This window comes from Mesorhizobium sp. M1307, assembly GCF_040318155.1.
Taxonomy (GTDB): Bacteria; Pseudomonadota; Alphaproteobacteria; order Rhizobiales; family Rhizobiaceae; genus Mesorhizobium.
Genome location: NZ_JAMYLR010000003.1, coordinates 299320 through 313581 on the forward strand (window position 1 = coordinate 299320; position 14262 = coordinate 313581).

Genomic DNA, 14262 nt, shown 5'->3' on the forward strand with positions numbered 1-14262 from the left:
CCTCGGCGCCTTTCAGGGAACGTCGATGATTGGCGAAACAATCGATGACGGCGCCCTTCTCCCCGTCTCTATACGGGGAGAGGAGGCCGGCAGGCAGGTGAGGGGCGGCGCTAACCTGGACAGAATTCATCTTGCAGCCTGCCTCGCACCAACGCCTGCAGCCGGTTCGACCGCCGAAATCTCGTGCGTCAGTGTGTTGCGGGCGACCTTCAGCCAGGCCCGGCAGCCGCCGCCATGATACCAGAATTCGCTCATCGGCCCGGCGACATTGTCGCGCAGATAGACGTAGTCGAAGACCTCGTCTTCGGTGGCGCCGGCCGCCGGACGCACCGGCTTGGCGTCGCTCAGATAGGTGAACTCACCGAGTTCGCGTTCGCCGCAGAAGGGACAGACAATGCGCATTGCTTCTTCAGCCAGCCTTCAATGCAGGTTCGGTTGGGCGCCCTGGCCCTTTTCGTCGATCATCGCACCTCGCCGGAAGCGGTCGAGGCGAAAGCGGGCAGCCTCCTTGTGCGGCTCGTCGCGCGCCAGCAGATGGGCAAAGACCAGGCCGGAGCCGGGCGTCGCCTTGAAGCCGCCATAGCACCAGCCGGCGTTGAGATAGAGCCCGTCGACCGGTGTTTTGTCGATGATCGGCGAGCCGTCCATCGACATGTCCATGATGCCGCCCCACTGACGCAGCAGCCGTATCCGGCCGATCATCGGCATCAGCGCCATGCCGCCTTCGCAGACGTCTTCCATGACAGGCAAATTGCCGCGCTGGGCGTAGGAATTGTAGCCGTCTATATCGCCGCCGAAGACCAGGCCGCCCTTGTCGGACTGGCTGACGTAGAAGTGGCCGGCGCCGAACGTCATGACATTGGGGATCAGCGGCTTGATCGCCTCGGAGACGAAGGCCTGCAGCACATGGCTTTCGATCGGCAGCCGCATGCCGGCCATCGCCGCGACGCGCGACGAGGAGCCGGCGACCGCCATGCCGACCTTGGCCGCGCCGATCCTGCCGCGGCTCGTCTCGACGCCGGTCACCTTGCCGCTGCCATCGCGGACAAAGCCGGTCACTTCGCAATTCTGGATGATGTCGACGCCGAGCGCGCTCGCCGCATGCGCGTAGCCCCAGACCACGGCATCGTGTCGTGCCGTGCCGCCGCGTCGCTGCAAGAGGCCGCCCTGCACCGGGAAACGTGCGTTGTCGAAGTTCAGGAACGGCATCATCTTCCTGACCGCCGCCAGATCAAGCAGTTCGGCATCGATGCCGTTGATGCGCATGGTGTTGCCGCGCCGCGCATAGGCGTCGCGCTGCGCGTCGGAATGGTAGAGGTTGATGACACCGCGCTGGCTGACCATGGTGTTGTAGTTGAGGTCCTGCTCCATCCGCTCCCACAGCTTCATCGACAGCTCGTAGAAGCCGGTATTGCCGGGCAGCCCGTAATTGGAGCGGATGATGGTGGTGTTGCGGCCGGCATTGCCGGAGCCGATCCAGCCCTTTTCCAGCACGGCGACATTCCTGATGCCGTATTCGCTGGCGAGGAACCATGCCGTCGCAAGGCCATGGCCGCCGCCGCCGATGATCACCACGTCGTAGTGGCTCTTTGGGCTGGCGTCGCGCCAGGTGCGCTGCCAGTTCTTGTGGCCGGAAAATGCCGCCCGGGCGAGGGAGAAGATCGAGTATTTCATGAACCTGTTTCGCGCCGGGCGTGCAACAATTCCGGATCAGATGTCGAGCGTGTGGTCGCGCTCCCACTGGGTGAAGTGGGAAGCATAGGAATTCCATTCCTGCTGCTTGAGCTTTAGATAGGCCGACGAGAATTCCTCACCCAGCGCCGTCTTGAGCGATTTGTCGTTGTCGAATTCGCGCAATGCGTCGAGCAGGTTGAGCGGCAGCTTCGGCGCGCCCTCGACCGTATGGCCGAACTGGTACATGTCGATATCGTAGCGCCGGCCGGGGTCGGCCTTCGAGCGGACGCCGTCAAGCCCGGCGGCGATGATCACCGCCTGCAGCAGATAGGGGTTTGCCGCGCCGTCCGGCAGGCGCAGCTCGAAGCGGCCTGGCCCAGGTACGCGCACCATGTGGGTGCGGTTGTTGCCCGTCCAGGTCACCGTGTTCGGCGCCCAGGTGGCGCCGGAGATGGTGCGCGGTGCGTTGATGCGCTTGTAGGAATTGACCGTCGGGTTGGTGATGGCGGCAAGCGCGGACGCATGTTTCATGATGCCGCCGAGGAAATTCCTGCCCTTGGCCGACAGGCCGAGCTCCATCGCATTGTCGGCAAAGACATTGGTCTTGCCGTCTTTGTCCCACACCGAGATATGCGCATGGCAGCCATTGCCGGTCAGGCCCTGGAAGGGTTTAGGCATGAAGGTTGCGCGCAGGCCGTGCTTTTCGGCGACCGATTTCACCATGAATTTGAAAAAGGAATGCTTGTCGGCGGTCGCCAGCGCATCGTCGAAGGCCCAGTTCATCTCGAACTGGCCGTTGGCGTCCTCGTGGTCGTTCTGGTAGGCGCCCCAGCCGAGCGCCAGCATGTGGTCGCAGATCTCGGCGATCACGTCGTAGCGGCGCATCACCGCCTGCTGGTCGTAGCAAGGCTTCGACGCCGTGTCATATTCGTCGGAAATCGTCTTGCCATCCGGCGAGATCAGGAAGAATTCGGCCTCGACGCCGGTCTTGATGTGCATGCCGTCGCCAGCGGCCTCCGCGATCAACCGCTTCAGCGTGTTGCGCGGCGCCTGCTCGACCGATTTGTCGTCCATGATGCAGTTGGCGGCGACCCAGGCGACCTCCGGCTTCCAAGGCAACTGGATCACCGAGGCCGGATCCGGCACCGCCAGCATGTCGGGATGCGCCGGCGTCAGGTCGAGCCAGGTGGCAAAGCCGGCAAAGCCGGCACCGTCCCGCTGCATGTCGGCGATCGCCTGCGCCGGCACCAGCTTGGCGCGTTGTCCACCGAACAGGTCGGTGTAGGATATCATGAAATATTTGACGCCCTTCTCCTTGGCGAAGGCGGCGAGATCGTTCCCCATTATAGTTCCTCGCTTACTGGCATATGGTTTGTCTTAGAAGCCGGTCTTGCCCGGTATCCAGTTGGTGCCGGCCAGCGGCACGCCGGCCATGGCGGCGGCTTCGATCGTCAAGGCCACAAGATCCTCGGGCTCGAGATTGTGCAGGCTGTTCTTGCCGCAGGCGCGGGCGATTGTCTGAGCCTCAAGTGTCATCACCTTAAGATAATTCGCCAGCCGTCGGCCGGCCGCAATCGGATCGACCCGTTTCATTAGCTCGGGATCCTGCGTGGTGATGCCGGCCGGGTCGCGACCCTCATGCCAGTCGTCATAAGCGCCGGCGGTGGTGCCGAGTTCGTTGTATTCCGCCTCCCAGCGCGGGTCGTTGTCGCCGAGCGCGACAAGCGCTGCCGTGCCGATCGACACCGCATCGACGCCGAGCGCCAGCGCCTTGGCGACGTCGGCCCCGTTGCGTATGCCGCCCGAGACGATCAGCTGCACCTTGCGGTGCATGCCGAGATCCTGCAGCGCCTGCACCGCCGGCCTGATACAGGCAAGCGTCGGCTGGCCGACATTTTCAATGAACACTTCCTGGGTTGCCGCCGTGCCGCCCTGCATGCCGTCGACGACGACGACATCGGCGCCCGATTTCACCGCAAGCGCGGTGTCGTAATACGGCCGCGCGCCGCCGACCTTGACGTAGATCGGCTTTTCCCAGTCGGTGATCTCGCGCAGTTCGAGGATCTTGATCTCGAGGTCGTCCGGCCCGGTCCAGTCGGGGTGGCGCGAGGCCGAGCGCTGGTCGATGCCCTTCGGCAGCGTGCGCATTTCGGCGACGCGGTCGGAGATCTTCTGGCCGAGCAGCATGCCGCCGCCGCCGGGTTTGGCGCCCTGGCCGACGACCACCTCGATCGCGTCGGCACGGCGCAGATCGCGCGGGTTCATGCCGTAGCGCGACGGCAGATACTGGTAGACCAGCGTTTTTGAGTGGCCGCGCTCTTCCTCGGTCATGCCGCCGTCGCCGGTGGTCGTCGAGGTGCCCGACAGCGTCGCGCCGCGGCCGAGCGCTTCCTTCGCCGGCCCGGACAGCGAGCCGAAGCTCATGCCGGCAATGGTGATCGGGATTTTCAGTTCGATCGGTTTTCTCGCATAGCGCGAGCCGAGCACGACGCTGGTGTCGCAGCGCTCGCGATAGCCTTCGAGCGGATAGCGCGAGATCGAAGCACCGAGGAACAGAAGGTCGTCGAAATGCGGCAGCTTGCGCTTGGCGCCGGCGCCGCGGATGTCATAGATGCCGGTCGCCGCGGCGCGGCGGATCTCGGAAAGCGTGTAGTCGTCGAAGGTCGCGGATTTGCGCGGCGTCGTCGGCGGGTTGCGATAGGTCATTGAGCCTCAATACGCGTCGGCGTTGTCGATATTGAAATTGTAGAGGGTACGAGCCGAGCCATAACGCTTGAACTCCGCCGCCTTGACGCCGGTCACGCCGGCGCGGTCGAGCAAGCCTTGCAGCAATTCGAGATGCTCGGGCCGCATCTCCTTGGCGATGCAGTCGGCGCCGAGGCTTTCGACCTTGCCGCGCACGAAAAGCCGCGCCTCGTAAATGGAATCGCCGAGCGCATCGCCGGCGTCGCCCAGCACCACGAGGTTGCCGGACTGCGCCATGAAGGCCGACATGTGGCCGATATTGCCGTGGACGACGATGTCGATGCCTTTCATCGAGATGCCGCAGCGCGACGACGCGTTGCCTTCGATGACGAGCAACCCGCCCCGGCCGGTGGCGCCGGCATACTGGCTGGCATCGCCTTTGACGACGATCTGGCCGGACATCATGTTCTCGCCGACGCCGGGCCCGGCCGAGCCATGCACGGTGATGGTGCCGCCGTCGTTCATGCCGCCGCAATAATAGCCGACGCTGCCGCGCACATCGATGGCGACCGGCTGGTCGACGCCGACGGCGACCGAATGGCTGCCTCGCGGGTGGAGCACCTCCCAGGCTGTCTCATTCGAACCGGGCGCCAGATCGTGCAGCGCCTGGTTGAGCTCGCGCAGCGACATTTCGGCCAGATCGAAGACCCGTGACGCATGGCCCGGCTCGCGAGCCGCCTTGGAGAGGTTGCCCGTATTGAAGGCATTGCTTGCCGGCATTGGTTCAATGCTCCCAGAAATAGACGGTTGCGGGCTCGGGTTCCCAGACCTTCGCATTGTCTATGCCGGGCAGTTTGGTGAGCGCACGATATTCCGAGCCGAAGGCGACATACTGGTCGGTTTCGGCCATTACGGCGGGCTTGCAGGCGATCGGATCGCGCACCACGCCGAAGCCGTTCTTGGTGCCGACGACGAAGGTGAAAAAGCCGTCGAGATCGCTCAGCGTGCCTTCCAGCGCCTCGCCCAGATTCTTGCCATGTGCCATCTGCGAGGAGAGATAAGCGGCAGCGACCTCGGTGTCGTTCTCGGTCTCGAATGTCATGCCTTCGCGGATCAGCTCGCGGCGGACATTGTTGTGGTTGGACAGCGAGCCATTATGCACCAGGCACTGGTCGGCGCCGGTCGAGAACGGATGCGCGCCCATCGTCGTCACCGCCGATTCGGTCGCCATGCGGGTATGGCCGATGCCGTGCGTGCCGGTCATCTCGCGGACGCCGAAACGGTCGACGACCGCTTCGGGCAAGCCGACTTCCTTGTAGATCTCGACGACGTCGCCGGCGCCCATGATGCGGATGTCGGGGCGCAGCGCCTGGATCGTCTCGCGCGCTTCGTCGATCTTGGCAGGCGTCGTCCGGACCACCGCATGCGTCGACTTCGCAGCAATGCTCACCGGCGCGCCGATTGCCTTGGCAAGTTCGGCGTCGAGGCCGCGGAAATCGCGCTCCGGCTTGGCCGACTGGATGGTGATCTTGGCTTCATTGGAGGACGCGCCATAGATGGCGATGCCGGCGCTGTCGGGACCGCGATCGCTGAGCGAGATCAGCATCTCCGACAGCATCGCGCCAAGCTGGGGCTCGAGCGACTTGTCCTTCAAAAACAGTCCGACGATTCCGCACATGTCAGCCTCCGCGAGTTTGTTCCCTCCGAGATGTATCGAATGAGTCCCGGGAATTCAATTGGTATGAAAAAAATTTTCCTGTCGTTATATATCGGCTGAGGCGCCGCCGGCCGCACTATCGCTGCGCTGGCCGCCATTGTGAACCCATTTGGCATAGCGGATGCGGGCGATCTTGTAGGCATCCAGGATCGACAGGGCATAGATCAGGAAGCCGCCGGCATGGCGTCCGACGAAGCTGGCGTCGGGCGGCGCGATCTTGGCGGTGATCCAGGCAAGGATCACCATGAAGAACAGGAATTGCAGGCCGCGCACCGGCACGCCGAGCACGACATGCCCGCTCGCCGGCAAAACGATCGCAGCGCCCAGAACCAGATAGGGGCTCGGTGGTGCGGGGGAGGTGGTGATCTGGCTGATCATGCCGCTTGCCGTTCGCTTTGATTGATGGCATCGCGCAGCGCCGAAGCCGACGACAGCAGCCTCTCGATCAGCACCGGATCGAGCCTGACCGCGCCGAATTCGGCTTGCCGGAATACGCCGTAGCGCGCCCGCTCGGCCTCGGCCAGCAGCCAGACGATGCGCACGCCGTTCGGCGTGATCAGCAATTCCTTGGCGCGCTCCTCGGCAAAGACATCGAGGTGGCCGGCGATGATGGCTTCGGGGAAGCGCACGCCCTTGCGGTCGCTCCGCAGCACCGCCTCGGCCGGAAACCCCGCCGCCTTCGGCAGCGGGTGGACGAGATGATCGAAATTGGAAAAAGTCGTCGGCGATCCCGGCCGCATCATCATATCGAAAGTGCCTGGTATCGCGACCTTTTCGGTGATCGAAACGCTAAGCCAGCGCGCCGGCAGCTTCCTGATCGCCAGCGTGTCGACGATGGTCCGCACCTGCACCCGCCGGCCGTTCCACGAGCCGGCGAAGGTGACGACGCTGGCAGTGCCGTCCGAGACGTTGGCCGCGTCGGGGACGACGACGCGGACGCCGGCTTCGTCGGCGGCAAGCCCGGTCGAAGCCTTGGCGCGGCTGGCCCGCGCAAGCCAGGCTATATGGAGGACGAGAGCCAGGGCAACCGCCCCGGCGAGCAATGCTGAGATCACCTAACGCACCTCGTCACGCAAATGCCCGCCCAGACCGGGCGCGCCGTCAGTAGCCCTGCGGCTTCGGCCACGGCATGGTGAACTGGGCACCACGGCGCACGAATTTGTAGCGGTAGAAGTGGAACCACAGCGAGATCAGGAAGTAGAAGGCGACCATGGCGATCAGCTGCGAGCCGAAGCCGAGGAAGATCGCAAAGAAGGTGACCACGCAAAGGCAGAACAAGACGATCGCCGGCAGCGGATGGAACGGATGGGTGTAGCCGCGGCGGATCGAGCCGAGCGGCCACTTTTTCCTGAACATGATGATGTTGATGCTCATGAAAGTGTATTGCAGCACGCCCGACAGGATCGAGAAGGTGATCGCCTGGTTGAGGTCGGCGATGAAGGCGAAGGCGAGCGCGATCGGCAGCAGAAACAGGATCGAGCGATAGGGCGTGCGGTATTTCGGATGCACCGCCGAGAACCAGGTCGGCAGATAGCGGTCGCGGCCGAGCGAAAACCAGGCGCGCGCGGCGTCGTTGATGCAGCCATTGGCGGAGGCGAGCGCGGCAAGCAGCGTCGCGATGAACAACAGGTTCTCCAGCAGCGCACTGCCGGTCAGTTTGCCTGCATCCCACAGCGGATAATAGGTGATGCCGAGATATTCCCAGGGCATCATCGAGGCGCAGACATACCAGGTCATGGCGGCGGCGATCAGAAGCGTGATCATACCGGCCATCGTGCCGTAGGGCAGCGAGCGCGCCGGCGAGCGCACTTCCTCGGCGGCCTGCGTGGTGCCCTCGATGCCGAGATAATACCAGATGCCGAACTGGAAGGCGGCGATGACGCCGATCCAGCCGTAGGGCAGGGCGTTGCCCGGGGTCACCAACTCGTTGAGCTTGAGCACGGCGCCTTGCGTCCACGGGCTGACCGAGAAGAACAGGATGACGATCGAGACATAGGCGATGGCGGTGATGACGAAGTTGACGTTGAGCGTCATCAGCACGCCGCGATAGTTCAGCCATGCCAGCACGACGATTGTCGCGGCGATGAAGGAATTGTGGTTGAGGCCCTCGACGCCGGCCTTGGCGACGATGGTGTCGCCGAGCAGGATCGCGTCCGACACTTCGAGCATGGTGTAGGCAAAGACCAGGAACAGCGCGACGTTGAAGGCCATCAGCGGCCCGACAATGTGCTTGGCCTGCGCATATTGGCCGCCGGCGGCGGCAACCGTCGAGGTAACTTCGGAATCGATCATCGCGACCGAGGTGTAGAGCAGGCCGACGATCCAGCAGACGATCAGCGCCGCCAGCGCGCCGCCCTTGTCCGCCGCGAAATTCCAGCCGGTGAATTCGCCGACCAGAACGATGCCGACGCCGAGCGCCCAGACATGGGCGGGGCCAAGCACCCTGAGCAGTGAAACCCTGTCGCCCTGCACTTGCACCGCTGGTTCAGCCGTGATCGTCATCGCTCAATCCCCCACTCAGATCCGGTGTTTTTCGGACACGGCTTCAAGTTCGCCTTCCCTGGACGAGGTCAGCATCTCTTCGGAATAGGTCGTGTCGATCTTGAACCAGTCGTAGAGCATCCACAGCGCGAGCACGATCGAGATGCCCCAGCATGCGTAAGAGAGTGCCACCCACATGACGATGCTTCCTATCTATTTGTCGCCGAACTTTTCGTCGATGACGTCGCGGTATTCGCGGTCCGATGCGCGGAACAGAAAGATGAAATAGCCGATCAGCACCGCCGCCATGATGATCAGCGTCGGCCAGTCGATGATGTAGTGGAACCGGTTCTGGATGATGTCGTGCGCGGTTTCCGGCGTGTAGCCGAGCTTTTCCCAGATCGAGGCCATGGTCGGGTTTTGTCCGAGCGCTTCCCACGTCTTGGCGTCGAGCGCGTCGATGGATTTTGCCGCCCCTGCCAGACCTAGTTTCAGCGGCAGCCATAGCGCAACGAAAATCGCGACCACGACGACGGCGATATCGAAAACCTGTCCGGCCTTGCTCTGTTCGGGCGGTGTATAGCGGGCCATGCGTCTCCCCCTCAGGACTTGCGGTTGCGGTAGGCGTCGGCGTTCTTGATGTCGAGGCCGTAGATGAAGTCCTTGTCTTCCTTGTAGTGGTTGACCATCGCCAGGATCGCGGCCGTGTTGAAGATCAGCACCGCGGCGGCGGCGACCGCGACGACGAGCTTGATGCCGGCGTCGGGGACGTATGGCCATGTCATGAACAGGACAAACAGGATCGTCGCCCACAGGCAGACGATCAGGAGCATGGATCCACGCACGTCGGAGCGGTACAACGCTTCCACGCGCTGTTGCAGGTCGGACATCGGCTTTCCCCTTTTTCAACGCCGGTCCGGATGGGCCGGTCATTGCCCTCTTTCAAGAGAGTGAAATTTTTTTCATAAAATCCGGCCGAATTCTGGAATTGTCAAGACGATTTTACGCGACGTTAACCGTTTGTTTTGGGCGCGCCGGATTTGCCTGACAATGAAATTATTTGCTTACGGGTATTGCAGGCTCCCGGCGTTTGCGGTCAATATTCAAGGCAACGCTCCCGCCTGTGTGCAGGGAGCAGGGGAAAGCAAAAAAGTTTCTTTCTAACGGAGGACAGCGGATGACGGCATCCTGGAGATTTTCGACGCTTGCGGACCGCCATCGCGCGCTCGGCTCGAAGCTCGAGGACTGGAGCGGCATGGGCACCGCCTGGACCTACGACAAGGACGCCGACGAAGAGTATATCGCCATCCGCACCAAGGCCGGCCTGATGGACGTGTCCGGCTTGAAGAAGGTCCACATCACCGGGCCGCACGCCTCGCACCTGATCGATCTGGCGACGACGCGCGACGTCGAAAAGATCTATCCCGGCAAGTCGGCCTATGCCTGCATGCTCAACGAGGCCGGCAAGTTCACCGACGACTGCATCCTCTACCGCACCGGCCCGAATTCCTGGATGGTCGTGCATGGCTCGGGCACCGGGCATGAAGAGTTGCAGCGCGCTTCCGTCGGTCGCGACGTGTCGCTGCGCTTCGACGACAATCTGCACGATCTTTCGCTGCAAGGCCCGACCGCCGTCGATTATCTGGCAAAGCATGTGCCCGGCATTCGCGACCTCAATTATTTCCACCACATGCAGACCCAGTTGTTCGGCTTTCCGGTGATGATCTCGCGCACCGGCTACACCGGCGAGCGCGGCTACGAGATCTTCTGCCGTGGCCAGGACGCCGGAACGATCTGGGACAGGATCCTCGACGACGGCAAGAGTGCCGGCATCATCCCGTGCCGCTTCACCACGCTCGACATGCTGCGCGTCGAGAGCTACCTGCTGTTTTACCCCTACGACAATTCGCAGAAATACCCGTTCGAGAACGAAGGCCCCGGCGACACACTGTGGGAGCTTGGTCTCGACTTCACCGTCAGCCCCGGCAAGACGGGCTTTCGCGGTGCCGAGGAGCACTACCGCCTCAAGGGCAAGGAGCGCTTCAAGATCTTCGGCGTGCTGCTCGAAGGCAAGGAGCCGGCCGACGAGGGCGCGCCGGTCTATCGCGACGGCAAAAAGGTCGGCGTGGTGACCTGCGCCATGTATTCGCCGCTGGTCAAAAAATCGATGGGCATTGCCCGACTCGACGTCGACTGCGCGGTGCAGGGCACCAGGCTCGAGATCCGCAACAAGAGCGGCACCATCAGCGCAACCGCCGAGCCGCTTCCTTTCGATGATCCGAAGAAGACCAAGCGCACGGCGAAAGGCTGAGGCATACTGCGGGTATGGCAGCGAAAAGCATCATCAGCCGCCCGGTCTATGGGACCCTGTCTCCGCAGCCTGGCAAGCATCATCTTTTCATAGCGGATGCAGAGGGAGCGCTGGCGATTGCCGATCTGGCCGCCAAGGCACCGGCGGATTTCTTCGGTGGCGCCCACATCATCTTCATTCCCGGCCGCGACGGCAAATACGCCGATGCGCTCGAAGCCCTGAAGCCGGCACAGTTCTACCTCGGCCATTCCTTTGCCAGCGCCCTGCCGCGGCTGAAGCAGACGCTGGCCAACGCGCATATGGGACTCAGGCTCTATCTTGCCGGCACCGAGGGGCTGATCGGCCAGGCCATGCAGGCGGCGCTGGAAGCCGGCATCGACCACACCTCGGTTCAGACCGAGCATCGCGGCTCGCTGGCGCGCCGCATGCAGTGCGTCCACTGCAAGGGCATCACCGAGAACGTGACGACGCAGCCGGCAACCTGTTCGCATTGCGGCCTCTTGCTTCTGGTGCGCGATCATTATTCGCGGCGGCTCGCCGCCTTCCAGGGCGTCTGCATCAACGCCGAGGACCGCAGCGAAATTCCTCCGATCGAGGAGGTCTTTCGATGAGCACCGGCACCACCAAGCTCGATGTCGTCGTCAGCGATGTCGTCCCGGTCAACGAACTGGTGACGCGCTTTCATTTCCGCAGGCGCGACGGCGAGCTTTTGCCGACCTTCTCCGGCGGCGCCCATGTCGTCGTCGAGATGCGCGACGGCGAGCGGACAAGGCTCAATCCTTATTCGCTGATGGGCTCGCCGCTCGACACTCGCGAATACACTATCTCGGTGCGCCGCGACGACGCCGGCCGCGGCGGCTCGCTGTTCATGCACAGGCATGTCAGGCCGGGCACGGAGATGGTGGTGAGCTACCCCGTCAACCTGTTCTCGCTCGATCTTCGGGCCAGGAAGCATCTGATGCTGGCCGGTGGCATCGGCATCACCCCGTTCATGGCGCAGACCGCGCAGCTGGCGGCGGAAGGCGGCAATTTCGAATTGCATTACACCTGCCGCACCGCCTCGCTCGGCACCTATGCCGACCTGCTGAGAGAGCGCTACGATCGCCGGGTCAGGCTCTATCACGACGACCGCGACGAGCGCGTCGATCTCGACCGGCTGCTGTCGTCTCAGCCGCTCGGCACGCATCTCTATGTCTGCGGCCCGTCCGGCATGATCGGCTGGGTGCGCGAGCGTGCCGCCGCCCTCGGCTGGCCTCCGGAGACCGTGCATTTCGAGCATTTCGCGGCGCCGCAGCCCGGCGCGCCCTTCGACGTGACGCTGGCGCTCAGCGGCAAGACAATCCGTGTCGACGAGCAGCAGAGCCTGCTCGAGGCGATCGAGGCGGCCGGCGTCGATCCGCCCTATCTCTGCCGCGGCGGCGTCTGCGGCCAGTGCGAGACCAACGTCATTTCGCATGACGGCAAATTCATCCACAACGACCACTGGCTGAGCGAGGAAGACCACCGTTCGGGCTGCAAGATCATGCCCTGCGTCTCGCGCTTCGAGGGCAGGTCGCTGGTGCTGGAAAGATAGGAGGCGAGCTTGGGCATCACCTTTCGCAAGGAAACCTTCCGCGACGACTTCACCTTCAGGAACAGCCCCGAGCACATCAGGCGGTTCCCGTTCCCGTTCCATGAAGACAGCTACATGTATGCCGTCAACATCGAGCCGCATGTCGTCGGGCCGAAGGGCAGCGTGCTGGAGAATTTGATCGACGTCGACGAGCACTATGTCGCCGAGATGCAGGACCGCGCTTTGGTGCTGGCCGAGGATCCGCTGCGCTGCCAGTCGCTGCCGCACATGACGCTGGCCGGCTGGGATCTGCTCGAGCTTTTGATGGAGCAGCAGGCGCTGGGCTATCCCGAGCATTTCACTCTGACGCGCCATGGCGACCGCTGGCGCTGGATCAACCGACCGCTCGGCATCGACGACAGCTTCACCTTCGGCGACGTCTCGACGCTGCCCTATGGGCCGATGGAATACATCACCCGCCAGAGCCAGGGCGATTTCTGCATTCTCGACCAGCGCGACGGCAATCTGTGGATGGATGCCGGCATGGTCACCACCCAGGCCGACTGGTCGCTCGATTTCGACATCGGCATGAACTTCTTCGAATGGCACGCGCCGGTGCCGCTGGCGCATGAGAAGGGCATATTCGTCCGGGCGCTGAAATTCCTCACCAACATCCAGCAGGGCAAGCCGGCGCGCCGGCTGAACTGGACGATGACCATCAATCCGCGCCTCGATACCAGCCCGGAAAATTATCACAAATGGGGTCCGGACCGCGCCACGGTGACGCCGGAAAACGTCGGCGACAAGGTCCATCTGCGCGTCGAGCTGCAGAGCTTCTGGCGGCTGCCGCGCTCGAATGCGATCGTCTTCCCGATCCGCTGCTATCTGATCAAGATGGACGAGCTGGTGACGCAGCCGAAATGGGCAAGGCGCCTGCACCGTGTCATCCGCGACCTGCCCGACGAACTCGCCGCCTACAAGGGCCTGACGCGCTACCGTGCGACATTGGTCGAGTGGCTGTCGAAGCTGGATGACGGCAGTGCGACGTCGGTGGGTTTTGGGCCGGATTGAGGTTCTGTTTGCGCGCTGCCCGTCAAGCTGCCAATCTCCCCCCAAGAGGGGGAGATGCCCGGCAGGGCAGAGGGGGGCGCCCCCTTGCGACCAATCGAGGACGAGCTTGCCCTGCAGTTCAACGTAGCAGCGCGTGGAGGTTACGGCATGGATCCTAGGGTCTCCGCTACGTCGCTTCGCTCCTGCTCCGCCCTAGGATGACGAAGGTACAGTGGCATAAGGCCAATCGCGGACGTTGGAGATTGGCTGGAAACCTCCCCTCGCTTCGTCATCCCAGGGCGGAGCGAACGCGAAGCGGAGCGCAGACCCTAGGATCCATATGTGGACGGCGCCCTGCCTGCAACGGTTGTTTTGCGTCGTTTTCGATCGCTTGCGTCCATATGTCCGGCCTTTGAGCACGGTCCTTGCGGCCGCTGGCCAAGGTGGGGTTCGCGACGCCCGTTCCAATCATGCCAGCGGTTTCGTTGGCCAATGGATCCCTCGGAGTTTCGCGCGTCACGGATCGATCGATCACGCCATCTTCCTTCCGTTGCAAGAGCTTGTGTTCGGTGTTCCTCCGTTGTGGCCTATCCGGGCATGTCAGCGCCGTGCTGAGCCGCGGTCAGGGCTGGCCGCAGGCCACCGCCGTAGGCGGCGCGAAGCGGCCTTGAGGGCGGCGAGGAGGCGTCAGGCTGCCCGCCAGGCCGCAACGGTACGGCTCGCCGGTGATCATCATCTTCCAGGCCATGCGGGCGGTCTTGTTGGCGAGCGCCACAGCCGCCAGCTTCGGCG

Annotated in this window: 16 protein-coding genes; 4 read left to right on the forward strand and 12 right to left on the reverse strand. The window is 63.4% G+C overall.

The annotated features are described in order from the left end of the window. Positions 1-126: 126 nt before the first annotated feature. From NKH16_RS07160 to NKH16_RS07215, 12 genes are all read right to left on the reverse strand, one after another. The gene (locus NKH16_RS07160) at positions 127-402 is read right to left on the reverse strand and encodes a sarcosine oxidase subunit delta (protein ID WP_352453798.1); all 276 of its coding nucleotides are present in this window, start codon (positions 400-402) and stop codon (positions 127-129) included. An 18-nt stretch (positions 403-420) separates the two neighbouring features. After that, positions 421-1674 carry a sarcosine oxidase subunit beta family protein gene (locus NKH16_RS07165; RefSeq protein WP_352489495.1) on the reverse strand — a complete coding sequence of 418 codons (1254 nt, stop codon included), beginning with the start codon at positions 1672-1674 and terminating at the stop codon, positions 421-423. Positions 1675-1710: 36 nt separating this feature from the next. After that, positions 1711-3018: a type III glutamate--ammonia ligase gene (gene glnT / locus NKH16_RS07170; protein ID WP_352453796.1), complete on the reverse strand. Its 1308-nt coding sequence runs from the start codon at positions 3016-3018 to the stop codon at positions 1711-1713. A 33-nt stretch (positions 3019-3051) separates the two neighbouring features. Continuing rightward, complete coding sequence (locus tag NKH16_RS07175) at positions 3052-4380, reverse strand: FMN-binding glutamate synthase family protein (RefSeq protein ID WP_352743482.1); 1329 nt, start codon at positions 4378-4380, stop codon at positions 3052-3054. Between the two features lie 6 nt (positions 4381-4386). Further along, positions 4387-5049, reverse strand: coding sequence for a GltB/FmdC/FwdC-like GXGXG domain-containing protein (locus NKH16_RS07180; protein WP_245274607.1), 663 nt, complete (start codon positions 5047-5049; stop codon positions 4387-4389). 94 nt (positions 5050-5143) lie between these two features. Beyond that, entirely contained in the window at positions 5144-6037 is an 894-nt protein-coding gene (locus NKH16_RS07185; protein WP_352878500.1) for a class II glutamine amidotransferase, read from the reverse strand. An 84-nt stretch (positions 6038-6121) separates the two neighbouring features. Continuing rightward, complete coding sequence (locus NKH16_RS07190) at positions 6122-6454, reverse strand: hypothetical protein (protein ID WP_352502042.1); 333 nt, start codon at positions 6452-6454, stop codon at positions 6122-6124. After that, positions 6451-7131: a hypothetical protein gene (locus NKH16_RS07195; protein ID WP_352878498.1), complete on the reverse strand. Its 681-nt coding sequence runs from the start codon at positions 7129-7131 to the stop codon at positions 6451-6453. The genes NKH16_RS07190 and NKH16_RS07195 overlap by 4 nt, the downstream gene beginning before the upstream one ends. Before the next feature lie 46 nt (positions 7132-7177). Then, positions 7178-8578 (reverse strand): APC family permease, encoded by a 1401-nt coding sequence (locus NKH16_RS07200; RefSeq protein WP_352472309.1) that lies wholly within the window; start codon positions 8576-8578, stop codon positions 7178-7180. Between the two features lie 15 nt (positions 8579-8593). After that, on the reverse strand, positions 8594-8755 hold the full coding sequence (locus NKH16_RS07205) for a hypothetical protein (RefSeq protein WP_023673991.1): 162 nt from the start codon (positions 8753-8755) through the stop codon (positions 8594-8596). A gap of 15 nt (positions 8756-8770) precedes the next feature. Then, positions 8771-9148 carry a hypothetical protein gene (locus NKH16_RS07210; protein ID WP_023673992.1) on the reverse strand — a complete coding sequence of 126 codons (378 nt, stop codon included), beginning with the start codon at positions 9146-9148 and terminating at the stop codon, positions 8771-8773. An 11-nt stretch (positions 9149-9159) separates the two neighbouring features. Beyond that, entirely contained in the window at positions 9160-9447 is a 288-nt protein-coding gene (locus NKH16_RS07215; RefSeq protein WP_023673993.1) for a hypothetical protein, read from the reverse strand. A gap of 287 nt (positions 9448-9734) precedes the next feature. On the opposite strand from NKH16_RS07215, the gene NKH16_RS07220 reads away from it, so the two are divergent. From NKH16_RS07220 to NKH16_RS07235, 4 genes are read left to right on the forward strand one after another with little or no spacing between them, the layout of a single operon-like run. Then, the gene (locus tag NKH16_RS07220; RefSeq protein WP_352819147.1) at positions 9735-10868 is read left to right on the forward strand and encodes an aminomethyl transferase family protein; all 1134 of its coding nucleotides are present in this window, start codon (positions 9735-9737) and stop codon (positions 10866-10868) included. Between the two features lie 14 nt (positions 10869-10882). Continuing rightward, positions 10883-11479 (forward strand): dimethylamine monooxygenase subunit DmmA family protein, encoded by a 597-nt coding sequence (locus NKH16_RS07225; RefSeq protein ID WP_352542204.1) that lies wholly within the window; start codon positions 10883-10885, stop codon positions 11477-11479. Next, the gene (locus NKH16_RS07230) at positions 11476-12441 is read left to right on the forward strand and encodes a PDR/VanB family oxidoreductase (RefSeq protein WP_352878495.1); all 966 of its coding nucleotides are present in this window, start codon (positions 11476-11478) and stop codon (positions 12439-12441) included. Before NKH16_RS07225 ends, NKH16_RS07230 begins: the two co-directional genes overlap by 4 nt. Before the next feature lie 9 nt (positions 12442-12450). Further along, positions 12451-13491: a heme-dependent oxidative N-demethylase family protein gene (locus tag NKH16_RS07235; protein WP_352878492.1), complete on the forward strand. Its 1041-nt coding sequence runs from the start codon at positions 12451-12453 to the stop codon at positions 13489-13491. Positions 13492-14262: the final 771 nt, after the last annotated feature.

Excerpts from the sequence above, each read along its gene's own strand:
- NKH16_RS07230 (WP_352878495.1), top strand. The coding sequence starts at position 11,476 with ATGAGCACCGGCACCACCAAGCTCGATGTCGTCGTCAGCGATGTCGTC.
- NKH16_RS07160 (WP_352453798.1), bottom strand. The coding sequence starts at position 402 with ATGCGCATTGTCTGTCCCTTCTGCGGCGAACGCGAACTCGGTGAGTTC.
- NKH16_RS07215 (WP_023673993.1), bottom strand. The coding sequence starts at position 9,447 with ATGTCCGACCTGCAACAGCGCGTGGAAGCGTTGTACCGCTCCGACGTG.
- NKH16_RS07210 (WP_023673992.1), bottom strand. The coding sequence starts at position 9,148 with ATGGCCCGCTATACACCGCCCGAACAGAGCAAGGCCGGACAGGTTTTC.
- NKH16_RS07185 (WP_352878500.1), bottom strand. The coding sequence starts at position 6,037 with ATGTGCGGAATCGTCGGACTGTTTTTGAAGGACAAGTCGCTCGAGCCC.
- NKH16_RS07220 (WP_352819147.1), top strand. The coding sequence starts at position 9,735 with ATGACGGCATCCTGGAGATTTTCGACGCTTGCGGACCGCCATCGCGCG.
- NKH16_RS07200 (WP_352472309.1), bottom strand. The coding sequence starts at position 8,578 with ATGACGATCACGGCTGAACCAGCGGTGCAAGTGCAGGGCGACAGGGTT.
- NKH16_RS07225 (WP_352542204.1), top strand. The coding sequence starts at position 10,883 with ATGGCAGCGAAAAGCATCATCAGCCGCCCGGTCTATGGGACCCTGTCT.
- NKH16_RS07180 (WP_245274607.1), bottom strand. The coding sequence starts at position 5,049 with ATGTCGCTGCGCGAGCTCAACCAGGCGCTGCACGATCTGGCGCCCGGT.
- NKH16_RS07190 (WP_352502042.1), bottom strand. The coding sequence starts at position 6,454 with ATGATCAGCCAGATCACCACCTCCCCCGCACCACCGAGCCCCTATCTG.
- NKH16_RS07205 (WP_023673991.1), bottom strand. The coding sequence starts at position 8,755 with ATGTGGGTGGCACTCTCTTACGCATGCTGGGGCATCTCGATCGTGCTC.
- NKH16_RS07165 (WP_352489495.1), bottom strand. The coding sequence starts at position 1,674 with ATGAAATACTCGATCTTCTCCCTCGCCCGGGCGGCATTTTCCGGCCAC.
- glnT (WP_352453796.1), bottom strand. The coding sequence starts at position 3,018 with ATGGGGAACGATCTCGCCGCCTTCGCCAAGGAGAAGGGCGTCAAATAT.
- NKH16_RS07175 (WP_352743482.1), bottom strand. The coding sequence starts at position 4,380 with ATGACCTATCGCAACCCGCCGACGACGCCGCGCAAATCCGCGACCTTC.